Source organism: Arthrobacter sp. MMS24-S77, from assembly GCF_054888235.1.
Map to the genome: position 1 here is coordinate 4274007 of NZ_JBTZRN010000001.1, position 24201 is coordinate 4298207.

General features: G+C 62.4%; 20 protein-coding genes and 3 rRNA genes. 9 read left to right on the plus strand and 14 right to left on the minus strand.

Features of this window, described 5'->3' with window-relative positions; translation table 11 throughout:
- The first annotated feature begins 47 nt into the window (after positions 1–47).
- A complete protein-coding gene (locus ACX5I4_RS19750; RefSeq protein ID WP_461838161.1) occupies positions 48–569 on the plus strand; it encodes a GNAT family N-acetyltransferase in 522 nt (173 codons plus the stop codon).
- Positions 570–571: 2 nt separating this feature from the next.
- On the opposite strand, the gene ACX5I4_RS19755 is transcribed toward ACX5I4_RS19750, so the two are convergent.
- A complete protein-coding gene (locus ACX5I4_RS19755; RefSeq protein ID WP_461838162.1) occupies positions 572–1150 on the minus strand; it encodes a DinB family protein in 579 nt (192 codons plus the stop codon).
- A gap of 45 nt (positions 1151–1195) precedes the next feature.
- Here ACX5I4_RS19755 and ACX5I4_RS19760 point away from each other — a divergent pair, with 45 nt between their 5' ends.
- The 3 genes from ACX5I4_RS19760 to ACX5I4_RS19770 all read left to right on the plus strand — a co-directional run bounded on the left by ACX5I4_RS19760 (position 1196) and on the right by ACX5I4_RS19770 (position 4602).
- The gene (locus ACX5I4_RS19760) at positions 1196–1753 is read left to right on the plus strand and encodes a dihydrofolate reductase family protein (protein WP_461838163.1); all 558 of its coding nucleotides are present in this window, start codon (positions 1196–1198) and stop codon (positions 1751–1753) included.
- A 56-nt stretch (positions 1754–1809) separates the two neighbouring features.
- Positions 1810–3498, plus strand: coding sequence for a helicase HerA-like domain-containing protein (locus ACX5I4_RS19765; protein ID WP_461838164.1), 1689 nt, complete (start codon positions 1810–1812; stop codon positions 3496–3498).
- Positions 3499–3609: 111 nt separating this feature from the next.
- Positions 3610–4602, plus strand: a complete 993-nt coding sequence (locus ACX5I4_RS19770; RefSeq protein ID WP_461838777.1) for a hypothetical protein — start codon at positions 3610–3612, stop codon at positions 4600–4602.
- Between the two features lie 66 nt (positions 4603–4668).
- On the opposite strand, the gene ACX5I4_RS19775 is transcribed toward ACX5I4_RS19770, so the two are convergent.
- The 9 genes from ACX5I4_RS19775 to rpmB form a co-directional block, all read right to left on the minus strand.
- A complete protein-coding gene (locus tag ACX5I4_RS19775) occupies positions 4669–6642 on the minus strand; it encodes an NHL domain-containing thioredoxin family protein (RefSeq protein WP_461838165.1) in 1974 nt (657 codons plus the stop codon).
- Positions 6642–8810: a cytochrome c oxidase assembly protein gene (locus ACX5I4_RS19780; RefSeq protein ID WP_461838166.1), complete on the minus strand. Its 2169-nt coding sequence runs from the start codon at positions 8808–8810 to the stop codon at positions 6642–6644. Before ACX5I4_RS19780 ends, ACX5I4_RS19775 begins: the two co-directional genes overlap by 1 nt.
- A 104-nt stretch (positions 8811–8914) precedes the next feature.
- Entirely contained in the window at positions 8915–9199 is a 285-nt protein-coding gene (locus tag ACX5I4_RS19785; protein ID WP_184739845.1) for an HU family DNA-binding protein, read from the minus strand.
- A gap of 472 nt (positions 9200–9671) precedes the next feature.
- A 5S ribosomal RNA gene (gene rrf / locus ACX5I4_RS19790) occupies positions 9672–9788 on the minus strand.
- Positions 9789–9940: 152 nt separating this feature from the next.
- A 23S ribosomal RNA gene (locus tag ACX5I4_RS19795) occupies positions 9941–13077 on the minus strand.
- Positions 13078–13615: 538 nt separating this feature from the next.
- Positions 13616–15138, minus strand: a 16S ribosomal RNA gene (locus tag ACX5I4_RS19800).
- Together the 16S, 23S and 5S rRNA genes form the textbook arrangement of a ribosomal RNA operon.
- A 626-nt stretch (positions 15139–15764) precedes the next feature.
- Positions 15765–16070 carry a 30S ribosomal protein S14 gene (rpsN, locus tag ACX5I4_RS19805; protein ID WP_028267656.1) on the minus strand — a complete coding sequence of 102 codons (306 nt, stop codon included), beginning with the start codon at positions 16068–16070 and terminating at the stop codon, positions 15765–15767.
- Positions 16071–16072: 2 nt separating this feature from the next.
- Entirely contained in the window at positions 16073–16240 is a 168-nt protein-coding gene (gene rpmG, locus ACX5I4_RS19810; protein WP_003798558.1) for a 50S ribosomal protein L33, read from the minus strand.
- Positions 16240–16476, minus strand: coding sequence for a 50S ribosomal protein L28 (gene rpmB, locus ACX5I4_RS19815; RefSeq protein WP_461838167.1), 237 nt, complete (start codon positions 16474–16476; stop codon positions 16240–16242). The genes rpmG and rpmB overlap by 1 nt, the downstream gene beginning before the upstream one ends.
- A 432-nt stretch (positions 16477–16908) precedes the next feature.
- Here rpmB and ACX5I4_RS19820 point away from each other — a divergent pair, with 432 nt between their 5' ends.
- The 3 genes from ACX5I4_RS19820 (at position 16909) to ACX5I4_RS19830 (ending at position 19817) form a co-directional block, all read left to right on the plus strand.
- Entirely contained in the window at positions 16909–18684 is a 1776-nt protein-coding gene (locus ACX5I4_RS19820) for a ferredoxin reductase family protein (protein ID WP_461838168.1), read from the plus strand.
- Between the two features lie 46 nt (positions 18685–18730).
- Positions 18731–18982, plus strand: coding sequence for an FMN-binding protein (locus ACX5I4_RS19825; protein ID WP_461838169.1), 252 nt, complete (start codon positions 18731–18733; stop codon positions 18980–18982).
- Positions 18983–19043: 61 nt separating this feature from the next.
- Positions 19044–19817: an FAD:protein FMN transferase gene (locus tag ACX5I4_RS19830; RefSeq protein WP_461838170.1), complete on the plus strand. Its 774-nt coding sequence runs from the start codon at positions 19044–19046 to the stop codon at positions 19815–19817.
- On the opposite strand, the gene ACX5I4_RS19835 is transcribed toward ACX5I4_RS19830, so the two are convergent.
- The gene (locus tag ACX5I4_RS19835) at positions 19804–20565 is read right to left on the minus strand and encodes an SGNH/GDSL hydrolase family protein (protein WP_461838171.1); all 762 of its coding nucleotides are present in this window, start codon (positions 20563–20565) and stop codon (positions 19804–19806) included. The two genes, ACX5I4_RS19830 and ACX5I4_RS19835, sit on opposite strands and share 14 nt — an antisense overlap.
- A 91-nt stretch (positions 20566–20656) precedes the next feature.
- Positions 20657–21136, minus strand: a complete 480-nt coding sequence (locus ACX5I4_RS19840) for a MarR family winged helix-turn-helix transcriptional regulator (protein ID WP_461838172.1) — start codon at positions 21134–21136, stop codon at positions 20657–20659.
- A gap of 129 nt (positions 21137–21265) precedes the next feature.
- On the opposite strand from ACX5I4_RS19840, the gene ACX5I4_RS19845 reads away from it, so the two are divergent.
- Together ACX5I4_RS19845 and ACX5I4_RS19850 are read left to right on the plus strand one after the other, a co-directional pair.
- Positions 21266–21898, plus strand: a complete 633-nt coding sequence (locus tag ACX5I4_RS19845; protein WP_461838173.1) for an NADPH-dependent F420 reductase — start codon at positions 21266–21268, stop codon at positions 21896–21898.
- Positions 21899–21959: 61 nt separating this feature from the next.
- A complete protein-coding gene (locus ACX5I4_RS19850) occupies positions 21960–22244 on the plus strand; it encodes a YciI family protein (RefSeq protein WP_461838174.1) in 285 nt (94 codons plus the stop codon).
- 10 nt (positions 22245–22254) lie between these two features.
- On the opposite strand, the gene ACX5I4_RS19855 is transcribed toward ACX5I4_RS19850, so the two are convergent.
- Complete coding sequence (locus ACX5I4_RS19855) at positions 22255–23067, minus strand: SGNH/GDSL hydrolase family protein (protein WP_461838175.1); 813 nt, start codon at positions 23065–23067, stop codon at positions 22255–22257.
- Between the two features lies 1 nt (position 23068).
- Positions 23069–24043, minus strand: a complete 975-nt coding sequence (locus ACX5I4_RS19860) for an SGNH/GDSL hydrolase family protein (protein ID WP_461838176.1) — start codon at positions 24041–24043, stop codon at positions 23069–23071.
- Between the last annotated feature and the right edge of the window lie 158 nt (positions 24044–24201).

Consider the following 24201-nt stretch of genomic DNA (forward strand, 5'->3'; position numbering starts at 1 on the left):
AACGACAACAAATGCGAGTCAGTTGGGATCTTCACGAAAGGCATGACATGACAACAACGCCAACCCTGCCGTCGTCGGGCCTTTCCGTCCTGAGCCTGCCTATGCGCGATCCGCGGGTCAAGCCACTCCTGGACGAACTCGCCGTCGAATACAGCACCCGGTACGGGGACCTCTTCGGCAGCGGTGGCGCGGCCGAGGAGCTCAACCGGTACCCGGCCGGCGAGTTTGCCGCACCCCACGGCGCCCTGCTCATCCTGCAGGAGAACGGCGAAACCGTGGCGGGCGGGGCATTCCGCCGCTACGACTCCCGCACGGCAGAGCTCAAGCGGATCTGGACGCATTCCGCGCACCGGCGTCGTGGGCTGGCCCGGGTGGTTCTCGCGGAACTGGAGGCCGAGGCCGCCCGGCGCGGCTACCGCCGGATCTACCTGACTACCGGTCCGCGGCAGCCCGAAGCCAAGAACCTGTACCTGGCCACGGGATACACCCCGCTGTTCGACCTCGACGCGGATCCGGAAGAGATCAAGCACTTGGCGTTCTCGAAGAACCTTGTGCCCGCTCAGGCGTGAACCTAACCCACGGCCTGGCGTGCCGCGGCTTCAATCCGGGCCCGGTGTGCGGCCCATTCCTCAGTGCTTCGCTGTGACAAGTTCAGGTCTCCGGGACCTTTGCCGGCCGCACCGTCGATGAGCTCGCGGAGGATGTCGGCATGCCCCAAGTGCTGGGCCGTCTCGACGCACATGTGGACCAGTATCTGGTGGAGCGTCACATGGCGCCGTTCGTCTGACCACCACGGCACTTCCCCTGGAGCGTCCAGGGGAAGTGCCTCGATGGTCGCATCGCTGTGCTCGGCAGAGAAGTGGTGCAGTTCGATGATGTCCTCCCGTGTCTCTCCCTCTGGGACCCACAGGTCGGCGTCGGCCTCGGCATCGTCGGCAAGCCACGGCAGGTCTTTGCCGCTGGGCCGGCCAAAGACCTCTCCGAAGTACCCGAGCTCCACGCTGGCCACATGCTTCACGAGCCCCAGAAGGTTGGTGCCGGTGGGGGTCATGGGCCGGCGGACGTCGTACTCGTCGAGTCCGTCGAGCTTGGCGAGGAGCTCGCCGCGACGGGCACGCAGGTATTTGAGCAGAACCGCTTTGTCATCCATGCCGGGCACTATACCGTTGCCGTCGCGTGCGTGTACCGTCTGTGCATGGCAAAACTGATCTACTCAGGGATCATGTCCCTGGACGGTTACACCGCCGATGCCAACGGAAATTTCGATTGGAGCATGCCCGACGAAGAAGTGCACAGCTTCGTCAATGACCTGGAGCGGCCGGTCGGCACCTATCTCTTGGGGCGGCGGATGTACGAGGTCATGTCCGTGTGGGAGGACATGTCCCTTTCCGAGGAGCCACCCGTCATGCGGGACTACGCCGAGATTTGGCGCTCCGCGGACAAGATCGTGTACTCCACCAGCTTGGAGAGTCCGTCCACCGCCAGGACACGCATGGAACGGGAGTTCGATGCCGGAGCCGTCCAGTCCCTGAAAGAGTCGTCAGAGCGGGACATGTCCATTGGTGGCACCGTTCTCGCAGCCCAGGCTATTAAGGCCGGGCTGGTGGACGAGTTCCAACTCTTCCTCACGCCGGTGGTCGTCGGAGGCGGCAAACAGTACCTCCCTGACGGCGTGCGCCTGACCCTTGAGCTGTTGGATGAGCGCCGCTTTGGCAACGGCGTCGTCTACCTCCGGTACGCCAAGCGAGCATAAACCGGTACGTCAATATTTTCGGCCATTCTGCGGCCCCGCACCGCTAGGCTATGCGCATGGCCAACAAAACCACAGCTGAAAAACTCGCCACGATCCAGCAGGGATACACCCTCGAGGGCGCCACGATTGAGCTAGGCGCCGCCATCGTCGACGGTGAAGTGCACAAAGAAGCGCAAGTCCGGTTGCCGCTGGCCATGATGAACCGGCATGGCTTGGTTGCTGGCGCAACTGGCACAGGCAAGACCGTCACCCTGCACATGATGGCGGAACAACTGTCCACGGCCGGAGTCCCGGTCTTCCTTGCGGATATCAAGGGAGATTTGTCCGGACTCGCTACCGCGGCAACGGCCAGCGAAAAGCTCACGGCCCGCACCACGAGCCTTGGCCAGGAGTGGGCAGGCAAGGCGTTTCCGGTCGAGTTCCTCTCGCTGGGCGGCGATGGCAACGGCGTTCCCGTCCGCGCAACCATCACCTCATTCGGCCCGATCCTGCTCTCCCGCATCATGGAGCTCAACGACACCCAGGAATCCAGCCTGCAGCTGATCTTCCATTTTGCGGACCAGAAAAAGCTGGAACTGATCGATCTCAAGGACCTGCGCGCGGTCATCCAGTTCCTGACCTCTGATGAAGGCAAAGCCGAACTCCAAGACCTCGGCGGGCTCTCCAAGGCAACGGCAGGCGTCATCCTGCGTGAACTCGTCAACCTCGAGGCGCAGGGCATGGAGAAGTTCTTCGGCGAACCGGAATTCGATACGGCAGAGCTCCTCCGCACGGCCCCGGACGGACGGGGCGTGATCAGTTGCCTCGAACTGCCCACGCTCCAGACCAAGCCCATGCTCTTCTCCACGTTCCTCATGTGGCTGCTTGCGGACCTCTTCGAGGACCTCCCCGAGGCGGGAGACCTGGACAAGCCCAAGCTCGTGTTCTTCCTCGACGAAGCCCACTTGCTCTTCAATGGCGCGTCCAAGGCCTTCCTCGACGCCATCACCACCACAGTGCGGCTCATCCGGTCCAAGGGCGTCGGGATCTTCTTCGTCACCCAGACACCCAAGGATGTTCCCGCGGATGTCCTCGGCCAACTTGCCAATCGGATCCAGCACGCCCTGCGCGCCTTCACTCCGGAGGACGCCAAGGCCCTCAAGGCCACGGTGTCCACGTTCCCGGTGAGCGACTACGACCTGGAGGAAACCCTCACCTCCGCCGGCATCGGTGAAGCGGTCATCACCGTCATGAACGAAAAGGGTGCGCCCACACCGGTTGCCCTGACCAAGCTGCGCGCACCGGAATCCGTGATGGGCCCCAGTGCCGACGATCTGGTCCGCAGCACCATCGCAGCTTCGTCCTTGCTTCCCAAGTACGGCACCGCTGTGGACAACATTTCGGCCTACGAGAAACTGACCGGCAAGGGCACCGCACCAGCCACCGGAGAGGCAGCGCCGGGACAGCCGCCTGTGCCTGCATCCTTTGATCCGAACGCCGTGGATGCCGATGCCCGCAGAATCGAGGAAGAGATCCGTGGCCGCCCCAGCAGCCGTCCACTGCCAGGGTCCGGGCCCGTGGAGTTGCCGCCGGCACCGGCGCCGGTTCCCCAGCAGGACGGCGGTGGAATGATGGGCGATCTTGCCGGCGTTCTAGGCGGTGCGCTCGGCGGCGGAATCAAGAGCATGGCACGGTCCCTCGGCACGCAGCTTGGCAGGGAATTGCTCCGCGGAGTGTTCGGAACCTCATCGCGCCGGCGCCGCTAGGACGCGGCCGCCGCCCGCCGTCGGGCTCTTCCTCCAGCAGGTCGATGCGTCACGTGAGGGGAAGGATGCCGAGGTATTGCGGAACCGGCAGGTAACGTAAAGGGCGTGCAGTTGAGTCAAGCGTTGGTCAAGACCGCGGCCGGGTGGCTGCTCGGTCTGATGCTTGCTGTGGCCGCTGCGATCGTCTCCATCAACCTCGTGAGCAACTCCATAGCCAGTCCGCAGCAGCAAGTTCGCGAATACCTGGGAGCCCTCCAGAAGGGGCATGGCGGGGAAGCCCTCGGGATTCTGCACGCCGCCGCGCCCAACGCCAACGCCGCGATGCTGGACGGTACCGCCCTGCAGACGGCGGCGTCGAAGATTACCGACGTCAAGATCGGCAACGCCGAATCCCGCGGTGGCAACCGGGTGTCGGTCCCCATGGACTACCAGATGGACGGCAGGGCAATGCACTCGGATTTCCTGCTTGAGCGTACGGGCACCGAGTGGCTGTTTTTCGGCAAATGGTCCTTCGTACCGTCATCCTTGCCGACTATCGAGGTGACCGTGGTCAACGCCAATGAGGCGACCCTGAACGGCGTCCCGGTGAACTTGCCCAATGGGCGCAACAGCTTTGCCGTGTTCTACCCTGGCCAGTACGAGGCAAGCCTCGCGGGCAAATACTTCGCGGCACCGTCAACCAGCACTTCAGTGACCACCGGCACTTCGCCCCAGGCACCCCTCAACCTCCTGACGAAACCCACGGACGCCATGATCGAGGTGGTCAGCGACAAGGTCAAGGAATTCCTGGACAACTGCGCCGCCGAGGCCACCAAGCAGCAAAAGCTCCAGCCCGACTGCCCCTTCTACCACGTCACCAACAGCCGCGTGGTGGACGGCACCATCAAGTGGCAAATCACGGAGTACCCCAAGGTCAGCATCGATCCCTTTGACGGCCAATGGGTGGTGGCACCCCTCAACGGCAAGGCCCGGGTTACCGCCCGCGAAATCGACCTCTTCAGCGGATTGGTCGGCGACCTCAACGCGGTCCACGATTTCAGCTTCACCACGCGGCTGGACATCGGCGCCGACACCATCACGGTCACCCCGCTGGTGAGCTTCTAGATTCGGTACCGGGCGCCGGCAAAATGATGCGTTACGTGACGCGGCCCGGCGAACCGGCCAGCCCGCCTAGTCCATCCCGCGCAGGTCGAGCACCAACTCGGAATCGCCATCTGCCTGTAAAACCACGGGGATCCCCCAGTCCTGCTGGTACAAGTGGCACGCGGCGTGATCCGGGATTTCGCCGTCCTCAGTCTCGGGTCCATCGCACGCGGCCGCGCGGGCTGCGATGTGGAGGATCCCTTCAGGCACGTCCGCGGACAGCTCCAGGGTCCGCAACAGCCCCACGGATGTGCCGCCGCCCGAAAGCAGCAGCTCGGGCGGCGTGGAGGAGATCTTCAACTGCGTGGGGTCGCCCCAGCGGTCGTCGAGCTTCTGTCCGGTCGGGGCCGTGAAACGCACCGTGAGTTCCAGGTTTCCCGGTGCCACCGGGCTCTTCGGCCGCTGCGTCTGGGAGGCACCCTCGTCAACCTGCTGGGCTTCCTTGGGGATCGGAACCAAAACCAATTGGTGCTTGTTGGATTCGACCACCACCAGCAGCGGTTCCCCGGTTTCCGGGTAGACCACGACGACGTCGCTCGGCTCAGCGAGTCCCCTCGCCAAAGTGGACACCGTCTTAGTCGTGGGGTCGTAGCGCCGCACGGCACCGTTGTAGGTGTCGGCGATAGCCACGGAACCGTCGGGGAGGACTGTGACGCCCAAGGGGTGCTGCAGGCGAGCCGCGGTGGCCCCGCCGTCCCGGAATCCGAAATCGAACAGCCCCTTGCCCACGGCAGATTCCACGGTCACACCGGTTTCACCAAGAACCAGTCGACGCAATGCCGAAGTCTCGGAGTCAGCCACCCAAATGTTGTGGTCCGCATCCACAGCCAGGCCGGACGGCTGCGCAAACCAGGCTTCCTCCGCAACTCCGTCAAGCAAGCCTTCGAGCCCCGATCCAGCCAAGATGGCCACCTCGCCGCTCAAAGGCTCGAAAGCGAAGATCTGGTGGGTGCCGGCCATGGCGATGACAACGCGTTGCAGCTTCTCGCTCCACACCACATCCCACGGCGAGGATAGGGACACTCCGGTCCCAAGACCCAGCACCCCGACGTCGATCGCGTCGGCCGCGAAGTCAGCCGGGCCGCCGTCGTGGTGTTCAGCCCAAACTCCGGCACCGCTTTCCGTCACGCGGGCAGGACCGGCGTCGAGCAGCCGCTGTACGCCATTGCCGGCAACAGTCTGCACGTAACCCGAGCTGAGCGTGACGCCGCGGAGGCGGTGGTTCACGGTGTCGGCGACCACGGCTTCGTAACCGAGCTTCCAGGCGAGTTCGGCCGGAAGCACCGCCACGCCCTGGGGCTCGTTGAACTGGGCGATTTCCGCGGCCCCGTCCAGGTAGCCCTTGGTGCCGGAGCCAATGACGCGCTCCACGGTCTCAAGGTCCGGTCGCAGTTCCACAAGGCGGTGGTGGCCGGAGTCGACCACCAGGTAGTTGCCGTTAGCCAGCTGGGTCGCCTTGCCGGGGAAACGCAAGGTGCCCGACGTCGGGACGGGAGCCACGTACGGACCGTCACCGCGGTGGAGGGTCCCCTTGGCTTCGTGCTCGGCCACAAGCTCCTCAAGGAGCACCGCGAGGCCGTCTGCGTGGCCCTCACCGGAGAGGTGCGCCACGATGTAGCCCTCGGGATCCACTACCACCAGCGTGGGCCAGGCGCGGGCCGTGTAGGCCTTCCACGTGGCGAGCTCGGGGTCGTCCAGGACGGGGTGGTGGATTTCGTAGCGCTCCACGGCAGAGGCGAGGGCCACGGGATCGGCTTCGTGCTCGAACTTGGGAGAGTGCACACCAACCGTCACCAGGACGTCGGAGTATTTCTCCTCAAGCGGACGGAGCTCGTCCAGGACATGGAGGCAGTTGATGCAGCAGAACGTCCAGAAATCAAGCAGCACGATCTTGCCGCGCAGCGCTTCCAGGTCCAGGGTCTTCCCGCCGGTATTGAGCCAGTCACGGCCCACCAGTTCAGAGGCGCGGACACGCAGTTGGGTGCGTACGGTTTCGCTCATCAGCGTCCTTCCAGGTTGGTTTTGCTTTCGGGGCGCTTGGAGCCCCGATCAGCCAGTTTGGCGTCGCGGTCTGCAAGCCGCGCAAACATATCGTTGTAAGCATTAAGGTCGGCGTCGTTATTCCTGTCGGCAGCACGGTCGGTGCGTTTGGTCTCACGCTCGTCCGAGCGCGACCACATGACCGCGACGCCGATCGCCACCAGCAACGTGGGGACTTCACCAATTCCCCAGGCAACGGCGCCGCCCATCTGCTGGTCCGCCAGGGCCGAAAGTCCCCAGGTACGGCCGAGGTTGCCGAAGTAGTCGGCAGCGAGAAGCCCGGTGCCGCCCATGATTGAGACACCGAAGAAGGCGTGGAAGCCCATAGTGGCCAGCAGGAGAAGCAGCCGCATGGGGTAGGGCGCCCGCCGCGGCAGGGGGTCCGTGCCGATCATCGTGAGGACAAAGATGTAGCCGGTCAGCAGGAAGTGCAGGTTCATGAGCTCATGGCCCACGTGCTCGCGCATCGCCCAGCCGAACGCGTCCGAGAAGTAGAAGAGGACGATCGAGCCGGCAAAGTTCGCGGCGGCAAACAGGGGATGGGTGACAACTTGGGAGAACTTCGAGTGCACAAACACCAGCAGCCACTCACGAAGTCCGCGGGAGCCATCCCCGCGCGATCCTTCGCCGCGGGACGGCAGAGCGCGCAATGCCAAGGTCACCGGCGAACCGAGGACCAGGAAGAGCGGGGCCACCATCGTCAACGCCATGTGGTCCACCATGTGGGCGGAGAACAACACACGCCCATAGACCGACGGCGGTCCGGACGTGATGAACGTCAGCACAGCCAGGCCGATGATCCAGTTGACGGTCCGGAACCAGGACCAGGAGTCACCGCGCCGCCGGACCTTCACCACGCCCAGGATGTAGCTCACCGCACCGAAGAGGGCCACGGCCACCCAAAGCCAGTCGAGCCGCCATTCTGTCAGCCATCGGGCGGGGGTCAGCTCGGGCGGCAACTCGTAACCGGACAAGATGAACGACGGCGACGCGTCGGGTGCGTACGTGGTGGGCTGCGGCGGTGCCGAACTGGCCAGCGCGACGGCGAGGCCCGACGTCGCGCCCATCACCAGCAGTTCCACCAAGACAAGCTGCCAAAGCACTCGGAGCGTAGTCATGGATTTCCGGCCCAGCTGCGGTATCACCCACTGGCGGTGCATGAAACCGATGCCACCGAGGACAATCGTGGCTAGCGCCTTCGCCAGGATGATCTGCCCATAGGGGGTGCCGACCAAGGCCGAAAAGCTGGTGACACGGATGCTCGCGTTGACGACCCCCGAGGCGAAGACCAGCACGAAGGCAAAGCCTGCCAGGGCGGAGAAACGGCGGAGGGTCTGCTCCGTGATGTCCTTGGTACCCGATGCCTTGGAGCCCCGCAGGATGCCCGACAGGACCGCGAGCATGATGATGCCGCCTACCCAAGTGGACACACCCACCAGATGGAGTCCAAGGGAATTGATGGCGCCCTCATGGTCGCTGGAACTCGCGGAGTGGCCGATCAGTGCGCTCGGCACCAAGCCGCCCAGGGCCAAGACCAGCGTCAACGCAAGTCCCGCCAGCGAGCGGACGCCGAACAGCGCCGTCGTGACAATCGCGGCGATGATGGTCACAGCGAGCCACGCCTGGCCCGTCTGGATGTCGGTCATGAAGTACACCAGGGAGGCGGTGAACTCGGGAGTGCCCGAGAGACTCTGGCCGGCGACGTCGGCGTAGGTGAGGACAAGGACCGCGACGGCGGAAAGGGTCCAGGCAGCGCCCGCTGCCGCTGCGACGGCCAAGGCACGGGCGAACGCGGGATGTTCGGCGGGTTCGTCGGCGGTCTTGGATGAGGAAGCGTGCCTGGGAAGGATGCCGACGGCGAAGATCAGGCCGCCAATCACGGTCGCCAAGGACACGTTGTGGATGGACTTGGCCACCGGCAGTCCCCAGCGGACCAGCGCGCCGGGATCAGAGACCTGCCGGGCGGCCGCGGCACCGGAGAATATCAATGCGGCCGCGAGGGCCAGGAAGAGCGCAGCGAAGCCCGCCAACTGCCACGGCAAGGAAATCCCTTCCGCGGCAGCGCCTGCCTTGGTACCCGGCTTGGACGCGGGCGAAGGGGCGGTGGCGGGAGTCTTGGCTGATGGCACCTATCCATTGTCCGCTAACGTAGGCGACGCGGCGAATCGACCGGGTTAAGCAGAAAGGCGGCAACCCGCAGGTTGCCGCCTTTCTGGGCGTTCGCCGAAGTGTCTTACTTCTTGGCGACAGCTGCCTTCAGCTTGGAGCCAGCGGTCAGCTTGACGCTGTGGCCAGCGGCAATCTGGATGGTCTCGCCCGTCTGCGGGTTACGGCCGGTACGGGCTGCGCGGTCGGTGCGCTCGATGGCGAGCCAGCCCGGAATGGTGATCTTTTCGCCAGCGGCGACGGAAGTCTCGAAAACTTCGAACAGTGCATCGAGCACGGAGTTGACTGCGGCCTGGCTGGTGCCAGCCTTGCCAGCTACCTCGGAAACCAGTTCGCTACGGTTCTTAGCCATTTGTGTCCTCCTGGACTTTACGATTTTGGAGCTCACACACGGCATGCGTGCGAGCCACTGTTCGAAAACTTACCAGCTTGGAGGGACGCGGCCAGCAAATTCCGCGTGTTTCCGCGCTTTTTTGCCTAAATTCACCCGATTTCGGGCGCTTTTGGGGGTCAATTCCGCCGCGGGCGAACTCCCGGACCCCCGACGCTCGCTCACGTATCGTGCCTTCCGGGCGGACGCTCGCTCACTTATCGCGCCTTCCGGGCGGACGCTCGCTCACTTATCGTGCCTTCCGGGCGGACGCCCGCTCACGTATGGCGGGTTCCGGGCGGGGCGCCCGCTCACGTATGGCGGGTCCCGGGCGGGACGCCCGCTCACGTATCGTGCCTTCCGGCGGGGCGCCCGCTCACTGCCTTGCAGGCGGGAGGGGGTGTTAATGGGCGAGGCCCCGACATTCGCTGTCGGGGCCTCGCCGTTGAAAGATGTCCGGCGGTGTCCTACTCTCCCACACCCTCCCGGGTGCAGTACCATCGGCGCTGTGGGTCTTAGCTTCCGGGTTCGGAATGGGACCGGGCGTTTCCCCCACGCTATGACCGCCGTAACCTTGTTACCCGTCCCGCCGGCACGCTGGGTGCGGGGGTGGGAAGACTGGTTACAACATTGTGGTGTTGTTATTCAGTTGTGGTTTGTTCCTGTGACAACAACGGGTTGTTGTTCGGGAACCACATAGTGGACGCAAGCAGTTTTGTTTGTGTGGTGTAAGTTGTCGGCCTATTAGTACCGGTCAGCTTCAACAGTCGTTGGTCCTGTCTTCCACATCCGGCCTATCAACCCAGTGGTCTGGCTGGGGGCCTCTCACACACGAGGTGTTTGGAAATCTCATCTTGAAGCGAGCTTCCCGCTTAGATGCTTTCAGCGGTTATCCCATCCGAACGTAGCTAATCAGCGGTGCACTTGGCAGTACAACTGACACACCAGAGGTTCGTCCGTCCCGGTCCTCTCGTACTAAGGACAGCCCTTCTCAAATTTCCTGCGCGCGCAGCGGATAGGGACCGAACTGTCTCACGACGTTCTAAACCCAGCTCGCGTACCGCTTTAATGGGCGAACAGCCCAACCCTTGGGACCTACTCCAGCCCCAGGATGCGACGAGCCGACATCGAGGTGCCAAACCATGCCGTCGATATGGACTCTTGGGCAAGATCAGCCTGTTATCCCCGAGGTACCTTTTATCCGTTGAGCGACGGCCATTCCACAATGTACCGCCGGATCACTAGTCCCGACTTTCGTCCCTGCTTGAGATGTCTCTCTCACAGTCAAGCTCCCTTGTGCACTTACACTCGACACCTGATTGCCAACCAGGCTGAGGGAACCTTTGGGCGCCTCCGTTACTTTTTAGGAGGCAACCGCCCCAGTTAAACTACCCATCAGGCACTGTCCCTGACCCGGATCACGGGCCGAAGTTAGATGTCCAAAGTGACCAGAGTGGTATTTCAACGATGACTCCACCCCCACTGGCGTGAGGGCTTCAACGTCTCCCACCTATCCTACACAAGCCACTCCGAACACCAATACCAAACTATAGTAAAGGTCTCGGGGTCTTTCCGTCCTGCTGCGCGTAACGAGCATCTTTACTCGTACTGCAATTTCGCCGAGTTTATGGTTGAGACAGCGGGGAAGTCGTTACTCCATTCGTGCAGGTCGGAACTTACCCGACAAGGAATTTCGCTACCTTAGGATGGTTATAGTTACCACCGCCGTTTACTGGGGCTTAAATTCTCAGCTTCGCCTTGCGGCTAACCGGTCCTCTTAACCTTCCAGCACCGGGCAGGAGTCAGTCCGTATACATCGTCTTGCGACTTCGCACGGACCTGTGTTTTTAGTAAACAGTCGCTTCCCCCTGGTCTCTGCGGCCCCGATCCCCTCCCACCGGCAAGCGGTGTTCAAGGTTGGGGCCCCCCTTCTCCCGAAGTTACGGGGGCATTTTGCCGAGTTCCTTAACCATAATTCTCTCGATCGCCTTGGTATTCTCTACCTGATCACCTGTGTCGGTTTGGGGTACGGGCGGCTAAGACCTCGCGCCGATGCTTTTCTAGGCAGCATAGGATCACCGGATCCCCCCATGACGGGGGTCCCATCAGATCTCAGGAACGTCATCCAAGACACAGCGACGGATTTGCCTATCGCTGACCCTACATCCTTAGACCGGGGCAACCATCGCCCGGCCCGGCTACCTTCCTGCGTCACACCTGTTAATACGCTTACCTCCCGGGATCAGGTCCCGCGCTCGGCCAAAACCCGCACACCACAAGGGTGCTTGGGCAGGCTCCGGGCGGTTAGTATCCCCCGCTTGGCATGGGCGGTCCTTCGCCGGTACGGGAATATCAACCCGTTGTCCATCGACTACGCCTGTCGGCCTCGCCTTAGGTCCCGACTTACCCAGGGCAGATTAGCTTGACCCTGGAACCCTTGATCATTCGGCGGACGGGTTTCTCACCCGTCTTTCGCTACTCATGCCTGCATTCTCACTCGTGTAGGCTCCACCGCTGGTTTACACCGCGACTTCACCGCCCACACGACGCTCCCCTACCACTCCAGACGACTGAACCACGAAGGCTTGTCCCTGTCTGAAATCCACAACTTCGGCGGTGTACTTGAGCCCCGCTACATTGTCGGCGCGGAATCACTTGACCAGTGAGCTATTACGCACTCTTTCAAGGATGGCTGCTTCTAAGCCAACCTCCTGGTTGTCTTCGCAACTCCACATCCTTTCCCACTTAGCACACGCTTAGGGGCCTTAGTTGGTGGTCTGGGCTGTTTCCCTCTCGACTATGAAGCTTATCCCCCACAGTCTCACTGCTGCGCTCTCACTTACCGGCATTCGGAGTTTGGCTGACGTCAGTAACCTTGTAGGGCCCATCGGCCATCCAGTAGCTCTACCTCCGGCAAGAAACACGCAACGCTGCACCTAAATGCATTTCGGGGAGAACCAGCTATCACGGAGTTTGATTGGCCTTTCACCCCTACCCACAGCTCATCCCCTCCATTTTCAACTGAAGTGGGTTCGGTCCTCCACGACGTCTTACCGTCGCTTCAACCTGGCCATGGGTAGATCACTCCGCTTCGGGTCTAGATCACGCCACTACACTCGCCCTGTTCAGACTCGCTTTCGCTACGGCTACCCCACACGGGTTAACCTCGCGACGTAACACTAACTCGCAGGCTCATTCTTCAAAAGGCACGCCGTCACAGCTACAAGGCTGCTCCGACGGATTGTAAGCACACGGTTTCAGGTACTGTTTCACTCCCCTCCCGGGGTACTTTTCACCTTTCCCTCACGGTACTGGTCCGCTATCGGTCATTAGGAAGTATTTAGGCTTATCAGGTGGTCCTGACAGATTCGCACGGGATTTCTCGGGCCCCGTGCTACTTGGGATCCTCTCCAGGCGGCACACAACATTACGGTTACGGGGCTCACACCCTCTACGGCCGGCCTTTCAAGACCGTTCACCTATGCTCATGCTCTCACCCCACCGGTCCGGCAGAACCAGTACGGAAAGTCCCACAACCCCGCCCATGCAACGCCCGCCGGCTATCACACATGGAACGGTTTAGCCTCATCCGCGTTCGCTCGCCACTACTAACGGAATCACTCTTGTTTTCTCTTCCTGCGGGTACTGAGATGTTTCACTTCCCCGCGTTCCCCCCACGCACCCTATGTGTTCAGATGCGGGTCACCAGATCACGCAAACGCGCCTGGCGGGGTTTCCCCATTCGGACATCCTGGGATCAAAGTTCGGTTATCAACTCCCCCAGGCTTATCGCAGATTCCTACGTCCTTCTTCGGCTCCTAATGCCAAGGCATCCACCGTGTGCCCTTAAAAACTTGACCACACAAAAATCAAAGACTTCTCGAGAGAACCAGACCCCCCAAAAGAAGGGCCGGGTTCATAAAAAGAAATTGCTGTAGACACAAGACAAACCCCCAAGGGCCTGCCCGTGTCAGATGCTCGCGTCCACTATGTAGTTCTCAAACAACAACCCCGTACCACACCCCCCGCACCAGCCACCCCACCAAAAAGGGGCAGCCACCACGCACGAGGACATGCAGCCAGGACAACCGGAAACACCAAACCCACACCCCGCACCGCCCCCCCAAAAGAAGAAGGACACCCGCAGGCCATGGCCCTGTTGCCTCAGGACCCAACAGTGTGCCAAACACGAAAACCGGACACCCCCCACCCGCACCGTTCCAGGACACTCAAAGAGCATCCGTACTAAGGACAGGAAAGAAACAACCGGCCGCTATCTGGTGATATTCCACCCATGAGCACCCACCGCAGAACAGACGCCTGCGCAATGGGCTTTGCTTCCACACACCCCCACGGCCACCATGCGGCAACCACGGAAATGATAATGGCGCTCCTTAGAAAGGAGGTGATCCAGCCGCACCTTCCGGTACGGCTACCTTGTTACGACTTAGTCCCAATCGCCGGTCCCACCTTCGACGGCTCCCCCCACAAGGGTTAGGCCACCGGCTTCGGGTGTTACCAACTTTCGTGACTTGACGGGCGGTGTGTACAAGGCCCGGGAACGTATTCACCGCAGCGTTGCTGATCTGCGATTACTAGCGACTCCGACTTCATGGGGTCGAGTTGCAGACCCCAATCCGAACTGAGACCGGCTTTTTGGGATTAGCTCCACCTCACAGTATCGCAACCCTTTGTACCGGCCATTGTAGCATGCGTGAAGCCCAAGACATAAGGGGCATGATGATTTGACGTCGTCCCCACCTTCCTCCGAGTTGACCCCGGCAGTCTCCCATGAGTCCCCACCACTACGTGCTGGCAACATGGAACGAGGGTTGCGCTCGTTGCGGGACTTAACCCAACATCTCACGACACGAGCTGACGACAACCATGCACCACCTGTAAACCGACCGCAAGCGGGGCACCTGTTTCCAGGCGTTACCGGTTCATGTCAAGCCTTGGTAAGGTTCTTCGCGTTGCATCGAATTAATCCGCATGCTCCGCCGCTTGTGCGGGCCCCCGTCAATTCCTTTGAGTTTTAGCCTTGCGGCCGTACTCCCCAGGCGGGGCACTTAATGCGTTAGCTACGGCGCGGAAAACGTGGAATGTCCCCCACACCTAGTGCCCAACGTTTACGGCATGGACTACCAGGGTATCTAATCCTGTTCGCTCCCCATGCTTTCGCTCCTCAGCGTCAGTTAATGCCCAGAGACCTGCCTTCGCCATCGGTGTTCCTCCTGATATCTGCGCATTTCACCGCTACACCAGGAATTCCAGTCTCCCCTACATCACTCTAGTCTGCCCGTACCCACTGCAGAACCGGAGTTGAGCCCCGGTCTTTCACAGCAGACGCGACAAACCGCCTACGAGCTCTTTACGCCCAATAATTCCGGATAACGCTTGCGCCCTACGTATTACCGCGGCTGCTGGCACGTAGTTAGCCGGCGCTTCTTCTGCAGGTACCGTCACTTTCGCTTCTTCCCTACTGAAAGAGGTTTACAACCCGAAGGCCGTCATCCCTCACGCGGCGTCGCTGCATCAGGCTTTCGCCCATTGTGCAATATTCCCCACTGCTGCCTCCCGTAGGAGTCTGGGCCGTGTCTCAGTCCCAGTGTGGCCGGTCACCCTCTCAGGCCGGCTACCCGTCGTCGCCTTGGTAGGCCATTACCCCACCAACAAGCTGATAGGCCGCGAGTCCATCCAAAACCGCAAAAGCTTTCCACCACCATGACATGCGTCAGACGGTCATATCCGGTATTAGACCCAGTTTCCCAGGCTTATCCCAGAGTCAAGGGCAGGTTACTCACGTGTTACTCACCCGTTCGCCACTAATCCCCCCAGCAAGCTGGAGATCATCGTTCGACTTGCATGTGTTAAGCACGCCGCCAGCGTTCATCCTGAGCCAGGATCAAACTCTCCGTTGAAGTAAAACAAAAACAGACACAACCACAACCACCGGAAACAACGGTCGAAGCAGCTGCACAAAATTTGAAACCAGCTAAAAATACCAGACCCCACCCACAGGGGCGGACAAGGCCCGGCAAAATTCAACCAATTCATATAAAATAAACCGGTATCAACAAACTTGGCACACTATTGAGTTCTCAAACAACAGACACACCCGACACCACCCACACCCACCAAAGGGCCCGGGATCGCTCCGGAGCAACTTCACAAACTTACCCGAACTGCCCGGAACAAGCAAACCGGCGTTTCCGCGATTCACTGTCCTGCAGGAGGTCCCCACCCGTCCGCGGCGCACCAATCAGCGCACCATTTCCAGGCTGTTCATCAAAGGGGGTCGGTCGCTATCTCTCCGCATCAGCGGCGGCGACTCGAATTACTTTACACACCCCGAAGACCACAGGCAAATTCACGCCCGGAGGAACGAAAACCGCGGCAATCCGCGGCGAAACGGGCGGTTTCGCGCACCAAGCGGCCGTCGGCGTCGTGATTCGGCACTGTGTGCTGCACCACTTAAGCGGAATCAACGTTAAGCGCAAGAAGGGCCGGCAACCAAACGGTTGCCGACCCTTCTAATGCTTCTGGATTACCAGGAAGACTTGGTGATGCCCGGAAGCTCACCACGGTGAGCCATGTCGCGGAAGCGAACACGGGAGATACCGAACTTCTGGAAGGTACCGCGCGGGCGGCCGTCGATGATGTCGCGGTTACGCAAACGGATCGGGGAGGCGTTGCGGGGCAGCTTCTGCAGGCCGAGGCGAGCCTCTTCGCGTGCTTCGTCAGTCGCGTTGGCGTCAACCAGGGTCTTCTTCAGTTCGAGACGCTTGGCAGCGTAACGCTCAACGATGACCTTGCGCTGCTCGTTGCGAGCAATCTTGGACTTCTTAGCCATGTTTAGCGCTCCTCTCGGAATTCGACGTGCTGGCGGATCTTGGGGTCGTACTTCTTCAGAACCAGACGGTCCGGGTCGTTACGACGGTTCTTGCGGGTCACGTAGGTGTAACCGGTTCCCGCGGTGGACTTCAGCTTGATGATCGGACGTACGTCCTTGTCCTTTGCCACTAGAGCTTCACCCCACGAGCCAGGATTTCGGTGACGACTGCGTCGATGCCGCGAACGTCGATGGTCTTGATGCCACGGGCCGACAGGGTCAGCGTGACGTTACGGCGCAGGGACGGAACCCAGTAGCGCTTCTTCTGGATGTTGGGGTCGAACCGACGCTTGTTGCGACGGTGCGAGTGCGAAATGCTGTGTCCAAAGCCCGGCTCGGCTCCGGTCACCTGGCAGTGTGCTGCCATGACGACTCTCCTAAAAAATAATATGAAACGGCCAACAGAGTTCCTGCTTTCCGTGCGACAGGCGACGTCCGCAACCAGTCCACACCGTTTTCGGTAGTTTCCGCAGGGCTGGTCCGGTTGACTGAAAATCAGCCAAAGATCACCGTTGCGGCGAAGGTAGTGGGCCCCGGACAACAGGCCGGGATACTGGGCGAATACTGGAATGCACGCAACTTGAGCCCCTAACTACCGGCCCGCGGATGTCCCGTTGTTGCCAACGGTCACCGCCAACCGGAGCAATTGCACACGCTCCGCGCCACCTAGCGCCTAACAAGTCTAGGGTCTAGGGCAAATTAAGACCAATCGGGTGTATAGGAACCCAGTCGCTCAAATCATAAGTGGCGGCCAGTCGCTTCACAGGAGAACGAAAGGTTGAGAGTTCAATCTTGAGTCATGAAGTCACAGCTCCTCGCCTCTCCAGGCCAACGTGTGGGCACGCCCCCGGGTCAGCCGCCAGCACCCACGCGGCGCATTCCCACCACGGGAAGGTTTGCCGCGCAGCATCGCAGACGCATGTTCCGAACGGACATGCTCACGGTAGCGCTGTGGGCTTCCCTCGCGGCAGCGCTGGCTTTGTGGCTCGCCGACGGCGGGGCGTCTTCGATCGGGAATGTCACCCAAGCGGTGACCGCCGTCGGGATCCTGGCCGGGCTTGCCGGCATGGATCTGGTCTTCCTGATGCTTCTGTTGGCGGCACGATTGCCTTTTGTGGACGGCGCGGTCGGGCATGACCGGGCGCTGGAATTCCATCGGAAGTTGGGTAAACCCGCCCTCTATCTCCTTCTGGCACACGGACTTCTTCTGGCGATCGGCTATGGGATGGCCGAGGGCCTGGACCCCGTCAGCGAGGCCATTGCGCTCTGGATCCTGGTACCCGATATGTGGCTGGCGTTCGTATCCATGGCATTGTTCGTTGCCGTGGTGGTCACCTCGCTTGTGGCTGTACGGCGCCGCTTTCCCTACGAATTCTGGTACTTCGTTCACCTGCTCACCTATCTGGCGGTAGCAACGGCATTGCCGCACCAGTTCAGTGTGGGGGGCCTGTTCGCTGAAGGCACTTGGCAACGCTGGTACTGGCTGCTCCTGTGCATCGCCACGGGTTCGGCATTGGCTTGGTTCCGCGTGGCCCAGCCCGTGATGGCCACCTTCCGGCATCAGCTGACGGTTCGCCGCGTGGTGCGTCTTGCGCCGGGTGTCTTCAGTGTCGAAATGAGCGGCCTGCGATTGAACGAATTGTCAGGGAGCGGCGGCCGGTTCTTCGTGTGGCGCTTCTTGGCGCCCGGCATGTGGTGGCAAGCGCACCCGTTCAGTTTGTCGGCGGAACCGCAGCTCGCGCCGCCGTCGAGCCCGCCGCCGTCGACTGGGCCGTCGTCGGGTTTCCTGCCTCGGCAAGGAAACTTGCGCATCACCGTCCGGAATCTGGGCGCGGGCTCGGCCCGCTTGGCCTCGCTCAAGCCGGGAACGAAAGTGGCCATCGAAGGACCATACGGGGTCTTCAGCACGGCAGCCAGAAGCCGGGAACGCGTGGTGATGATCGGGGCGGGAATCGGGATCACCCCTCTCCGGGCGCTTCTGGAATCCACCCCCTTTCTCCCGGCCAAGCGACGGTCCTGCTGCGCGGCAGCAGTGCGGATGAGCTATGCCTCGGGGACGAGATCCTGGACTTGTGCAGAAAACGCGGTGCCACACTCTTCCATCTCACAGGCCCGCGGTCCCCGAATCCTCAGAGTGCGTGGCTGCCTGCCTCGGCGGGTGCCACCAGACTGCGGGACTACGTGCCGGACATCGCCGACGCCGATGTCTACGTCTGCGGCCCATCCGCTTGGGCACGCAACGTCCTGGCCGAGGCAAAAAGCGCCGGAGTCCGGGAGGAACAGCTCCACTACGAAAGGTTCGACTGGTGAGACTCAGGGCAGGAATATCAGCGGCGCTGGCGTCGGCGGCGATCCTCCTGGTCGGTTGGCAGGCAGGTTCACATGTTGCGGACTCCAACGCTTCGGCGGTCACGACGTCCGCCGCGGGAGCCACGGGCGGGGCCGGCACCACGGGCGGCACCCCCGGCGGCACGGGCACGACGACGAACGGAACCACCGGGAGCAGCGCTTCCGGATCGTCCTCGGGAACCGGAGCCGGCTCCAGTTCCAGTTCAGGCACCGGCGCGAGCGCTAAGGCCGGCGCGGCGGCCAAAGCAGGCGGCACCTACGCTGGCGAGGCAGTGCAGACCCGGTTCGGAACAGTGCAGGTGCAGATAACGGTCAAGGCCGGCGTAATCACGGATGTTACTGCCCTCCATCTGACCGACAATGAGCAAAGGTCGGTCCAGATCAGCAACAGGGCGGCGCCCCTGCTCCGCTCCGAGGTCCTGAGCGCACAGTCGGCGAACGTCCAGACCATCGGCGGTGCCACCGTGACCAGCGATGCGTACTTGACGTCGCTCCAGGCAGCCCTCGATGCAGCCCATCTCTAAGCCCAGTGGTCCAGGGCAGGGCAATATGGAGCCGCGACTTCGCTCCCGCACGTTCCCCAGCATGGGCACTGTGGTGAGCCTGGCCGTCCCTGCAGCTCCGGCGACGGCTCCCCAAGCTGTAGTGGACGAGCTCGAGGCGGCCATCGCCGTCGTCGAGCAGTTGTTCAACGGGCTGGATCGGACGTTTAGCCTCTACCGTCCCGACTCGGAGGCGAGCGCGATGGCCCGCGGCGAGCTGGCCCTGACGGATGCCTCGGCGGACATGCGCCGGCTGTATGTCGAGGCCACCGAATGGCGCGCCCTCACGGAAGGTGCGTTCACAGCGGAACGGCCCGACGGCGTCGTGGACTTGGCGGGGATCGTCAAGGGACATGCGATACGGGAAGCCGGAACGTCGCTGCTCGCACTGGGCTTGGAGGACTGGTGCCTCAACGCGGGTGGGGATGTGCTGGTGGACGGTTCGCCGACACCGGGCAGCGCGCGGCCGTGGCTGGCGGGGATTGTTGACCCGGCGGATCGGACGACGCTCCTGACCGCGTTTCCGCTCGTCAACAAGGGCAAACACGCGCTGGCGACCTCCGGAACCAGCGAGCGCGGCCACCACATTTGGTCAGCAGGCCTTCAGACCAAGCGGGACGAGGGGTTCCGGCAGGTTTCGGTCACGGCAGCGGATATCGTCACGGCCGATGTCCTGGCCACCGCCATCATGGCCGGCGGCGCCCGGACCCTCGCGCTGGCCACCGCGCGCTGGGACGTGGACGTGCTTGCCGTGAAGAACGACGGCGGGTTGCTCGCTACGCCGGGATTCAGGAACCCTGCAGTTAGGGCCGGGTGAGCTGTGGGTACTTCGGGCTGAGGCCGTCGCCCGACGATTTGCCCGTCACCCGGCGGACGACCCACGGCGCGGCGTGTTCACGGGCCCAGCGCGCGTTGGCCCACAATGCTTCCACCCGGGCAAGCTGGGGCTGCGCAACGGGCGGCGGCACCTCAAGAGACCCTTCGTGTTCCAAGACAGCAAGGACGCGGTTGGCCATGTTGATGTGGCCAGCAGTGGACATGTGCATGCGGTCCTGCGCCCACATGTGCCAGTCGTGGTATTCGCTGAAGCGCCAGTAGTCCACCAGCAGCGCACCGTGTTTTTCGGCGATTTCCCGCACCAGTTCGTTGTAGATCGCCGTGCGTCCGCGCATGGTGCCGAAAACCTTGGAACTGCGCGCGTCGAAACCGGTAAAGAGAAGCAAGGTGGCACCAGTGGCGCTTAGCTTCTCGATGCCGGCTTCGTAGTCCTCCATGAGCCTGTCGATATCGACTTTGGGACGGAAGATGTCGTTCGCTCCCGCGTACATGGTCACCAGCGTCGGTTGAAGCGCGACGGCGGCGTCCACCTGTTCTGCCATGACTTGCCGGAGCTTCTTGCCACGGATGGCCAGGTTGGCGTAGCCGAAATTGTCGTTGCTTTGGGCCAGCTGATGGGCAACGAGGTCCGCCCATCCCCTGACTCCGTTGGGCCGCGAAGGGTCGGCGTCGCCAAGCCCTTCGGTGAACGAGTCTCCCAATGCGACATACCGGGCAGAAAAATCCATGGCGCCAGTCTTTCATCACTGCGGGGCGGCCGTCACCCGCGTCCTCGCCGGCACGCGGCCGAAGTGGCCGCGGTCGCCGCCGTCACCCAGCTCAGCGTTCGCGAAGGATCCAGTGATCGTCGTCCAGGCGCGCCACGATCTTCTCGCCGATCCGCGCGAGGTCCGCGACGTCGTCGTCGGTCATGGCGTCCAACATCAAGGCGCGGACCGCATCCACATGCCCCGGAGCGAGGGACACGATGGTGTCCATGCCGGCGTCCGTCAGGTGCGCCACCGTGACGCGGGCATCGCCCGGGTGCGCCTCACGTTCCACCCAGCCGCGTTTCTGCAGCTTGGTGACGACGTGCGACAACCTGGACAGGGACGCGCTGGTGCGGGCAGCAAGCTCACTCATCGGCAGGAACCGCCCATCTGCTTCGGACAGCATGGCGAGCACGTTGTAGTCGAACAACGACAATTTGCCGGCGGCTTGCAGCTGGGTGTCCAGTGCTGCGGGCAGCAGGGTGTTGATACTCAGGAGGGCCAGCCAGGCACGGCGTTCGTCGGCATTGAGCCAGCGCGGTTCGGTCATGGATTCATCTTAGAAGGAAATCAATGCTTGACACTTCAACTTAAGGTCATTATTATTTTAGTTGAAGCTTCAAGTAAGTGAATGCGGACCAATCCGCAGGACCATGAGCACTCAAACAAAGGAACAACAATGGCTGACATCACCATCATCGGCACTGGCAACATGGCGTCCGGGATTGCTGCCCGCGCCGCCACCGCAGGCAAGAGCATCCAGGTCCTCAGCCGCGACGCCGACTCCGCTGCTGCGCTGGCCGCGACGGTCAACGGGACCTCCGGCACTACGGGATCGCCGGTGGAAGGCAGCATCGTGGTGCTGGCCACTCCGTTCGACGCCTCCAAGGCAGTCCTTTCTTCCTATGGCTTGGCGCTCAACGGCAAGACGATCGTGGACATCTCCAACCCCGTTAACTTCGAAACCTTCGATTCCCTTACCGTCCCCGCCGGAACCTCGGCAGCCGAAGAACTCCAGGCCCTGGTCCCGGGCGCATCCGTGGTCAAGGCGTTCAACACCGTCTTCGCAGCCACTCTCGCCGAGGGCGAAGTAGACGGCCAGACCCTCGACGTGCTGGTGGCGGGTGACGACGCCGAGGCGACAGCCGCCGTCGTCGACTTCGTCAAAGGTGCCGGGCTGCGCCCGGTGAACGTCGGACCGCTGCGCCGCTCGCGTGAGCTCGAAGCCTTCCAACTGCTCGTCATGACCTTGCAGATCAGCGAAGCCCACCCGGACTACAACTGGAACTCCGCGGTCAAACTGCTGCCATAGTCCATTGCAGTTTCGGAGGGCGGCCCCTTGCGGCCGCCCTCCGCGTTGTAGGCTGGGCGGCATGTTCGTCGTTTCACTGACATACAAAGTTCCCGACGAGATCGTCGACTTCCACCGCCCCGCACACATGGATTGGGTCAAAGAAGCGTTCGACGCCGGCACTTTCCTTGCGTCCGGACGCCGCGTTCCGGCGATCGGCGGCGTGTTGTTGTCCAACGTTGACCGTGCAACACTTGACGCCTCCCTGGCGACGGACCCGTTCTACGTCAACGGAGTAGCCGACTTCGAGATCATCGAATTCACGGTCACCACGGCGTCCACCGGGTACGAAAACCTGCTGGACTAACGCGCGGTTCTCAAAGCCGGGCCGGTTCCAGGGAAGTTCCCAGACGCTCCGGCAAGACCACCGGCATGAGCGCCGGCCAGCGGGCGCTGAGGTGATCCCCGCTCGACACTCCCCTGAAGCGACGCGAAAGCCAGGGTGCCACGTCGCGCCTGAGCCACGCGGCGTCGTCGGCCATTTTCTCGACGCGGCCCCGCGGCTGCAGCGGCCCGAGCACCGGTGAGCCGAGCGAATGCGCGGCGCCCAAAACTTCCAAGACTTTCTTCGCCATGTATTCGTGTCCGATTCCGGACATATGCAGCCGGTCCGGGGCCCACATGCGACGGTCCTGGTACTTTTCGAAGCACCAATGGTCCACCAGGAGCGTTCCGTACGCGGCGGCGATACGCCGGATGTGCTTGTTGAAAACGGCCGTGCGGAGCTTGAGCGGTTCCAACACGGGCGAGAGCGGCACGTTGTACTCGGTGAACAGCAAGACTTGGGCACCACTTTCCGCGATCCGGGCAACAGCGTCCTCGAATCCACGGACCAGTATGCGCATGTCCAGCCGTGCGCCGAGGAGATCGTTGCCGCCGGCGTGGAAACTGACCAGCGTGGGAGCCAACGCAAGCGCGGGGTCCAGTTGTTCAGCCACGATCTGTTTGAGCCGACGTCCGCGGAGGGCCAAGTTGGCGTACTGCGTCTGCTGCCGGTGCCTCGCCAGTTCCTCTGCGACACGATCGGCCCAGCCGCGGCAATCGTTCGGAAGGCGAAGGTCAGTGTCGCCGACGCCTTCGGTGAAGGAATCTCCGACGGCGACGAATCGTAGCGGTGTACGCGTGGTCATCTCATGTCCCCCCGTTGTTTTGAGCTTTGCCCTCGGCGCCCGGAGCACCGGCGGCGCCCCTTCCGGCCACGTTGATCGTGGGCGAGCCGGCGGTGGCGGCCGCTGCAGCGTTGCTGGCGGCAACGGCCCGGCGTGCGGCTGCTGCGGCGGATTGGCGTTCCGCGAGTTTCCGTAGCCCGGCTTTCCGTGGAACCTTCACCAACTCCGGCCAGCGCGGGCTCAGCGTGTCACCGAGCGTGACGCCGCGAAGTTTACGGCCGAATAGAGGGAGGACCCAATCGTTCACCCAGCGGCGCTGCCGGCGTTCCCAATCCCGCAGTTTGAGCCGTTGCGGGGGTTCCCAATCCTTGGGAGAGAACTTATGCGGCACGCCGAGGTGATCCAGGACCTGCGCCGCCATGTATTTGTGTCCGGCCTTGGACATGTGGAGACGGTCCGAAGCCCACATCCGGCGGTCGTGGTAGGCGTCAAGGCACCAATAATCCACCAGCACGGCCCCGTATCTGGCAGCCAGTTCGCGGACGCGCTCGTTGTAGAGGGCGTTGCGCTTCTTGAAGGGTTCCAGCACGGCGGAGACTTTGACGTCGTACCCCGTGAACAAGACCAACGTGGCTCCTGTCGCTGCCAGGCGAGCCACGAGTTTTTCGTATTCGGCCATGAGTTGGTCCATGTCCGTGCCGAAGTCCAGGATGTCGTTGCCGCCGGCGTAGAGCGTGATGAGAGTGGGTTCCATGGCCAAGGCCCGGTCCAACTGTTCCTCAACGACATGGCGGAGGCGCTTGCTCCGGACGGCAAGGTTGGCGTACTCCCAGCCAGGTTCAGCCTTGGCCAGCTTCTCGGCGACGCGGTCGGCCCAGCCCCGGACGCCGTTCGGGAGCGTCTTGTTCCGGTCCCCCACGCCCTCGGTGAAGGAATCGCCCAAGGCAACAAACCGCCGTCGACCGCTCTGGTCAGCATGAAGCACGTTCCCAGCCACGACGCCAGCCTAGCCCGGCCCGGTTGCCCGCCGGCAAAGCCCAGGTTAATTCGACGCTCGCTCACTTATGTGGTGTTTTGACCAAACGCCCGCTCACTTATGGCGTGTTTCGGCCAAACGCCGGCTCACATGATGTGAGCGAGCGTTCCGGCTTTTGG

What these genes read in the sequence shown, in the direction of transcription:
- ACX5I4_RS19750 (WP_461838161.1), top strand. Translation starts at nt 48, where the DNA reads ATGACAACAACGCCAACCCTGCCGTCGTCGGGCCTTTCCGTCCTGAGC.
- ACX5I4_RS19755 (WP_461838162.1), bottom strand. Translation starts at nt 1,150, where the DNA reads ATGGATGACAAAGCGGTTCTGCTCAAATACCTGCGTGCCCGTCGCGGC.
- ACX5I4_RS19760 (WP_461838163.1), top strand. Translation starts at nt 1,196, where the DNA reads ATGGCAAAACTGATCTACTCAGGGATCATGTCCCTGGACGGTTACACC.
- ACX5I4_RS19765 (WP_461838164.1), top strand. Translation starts at nt 1,810, where the DNA reads ATGGCCAACAAAACCACAGCTGAAAAACTCGCCACGATCCAGCAGGGA.
- ACX5I4_RS19775 (WP_461838165.1), bottom strand. Translation starts at nt 6,642, where the DNA reads ATGAGCGAAACCGTACGCACCCAACTGCGTGTCCGCGCCTCTGAACTG.
- ACX5I4_RS19785 (WP_184739845.1), bottom strand. Translation starts at nt 9,199, where the DNA reads ATGGCTAAGAACCGTAGCGAACTGGTTTCCGAGGTAGCTGGCAAGGCT.
- rpsN (WP_028267656.1), bottom strand. Translation starts at nt 16,070, where the DNA reads ATGGCTAAGAAGTCCAAGATTGCTCGCAACGAGCAGCGCAAGGTCATC.
- rpmB (WP_461838167.1), bottom strand. Translation starts at nt 16,476, where the DNA reads ATGGCAGCACACTGCCAGGTGACCGGAGCCGAGCCGGGCTTTGGACAC.
- ACX5I4_RS19820 (WP_461838168.1), top strand. Translation starts at nt 16,909, where the DNA reads ATGAAGTCACAGCTCCTCGCCTCTCCAGGCCAACGTGTGGGCACGCCC.
- ACX5I4_RS19830 (WP_461838170.1), top strand. Translation starts at nt 19,044, where the DNA reads ATGGGCACTGTGGTGAGCCTGGCCGTCCCTGCAGCTCCGGCGACGGCT.
- ACX5I4_RS19835 (WP_461838171.1), bottom strand. Translation starts at nt 20,565, where the DNA reads ATGGATTTTTCTGCCCGGTATGTCGCATTGGGAGACTCGTTCACCGAA.
- ACX5I4_RS19840 (WP_461838172.1), bottom strand. Translation starts at nt 21,136, where the DNA reads ATGACCGAACCGCGCTGGCTCAATGCCGACGAACGCCGTGCCTGGCTG.
- ACX5I4_RS19845 (WP_461838173.1), top strand. Translation starts at nt 21,266, where the DNA reads ATGGCTGACATCACCATCATCGGCACTGGCAACATGGCGTCCGGGATT.
- ACX5I4_RS19850 (WP_461838174.1), top strand. Translation starts at nt 21,960, where the DNA reads ATGTTCGTCGTTTCACTGACATACAAAGTTCCCGACGAGATCGTCGAC.
- ACX5I4_RS19855 (WP_461838175.1), bottom strand. Translation starts at nt 23,067, where the DNA reads ATGACCACGCGTACACCGCTACGATTCGTCGCCGTCGGAGATTCCTTC.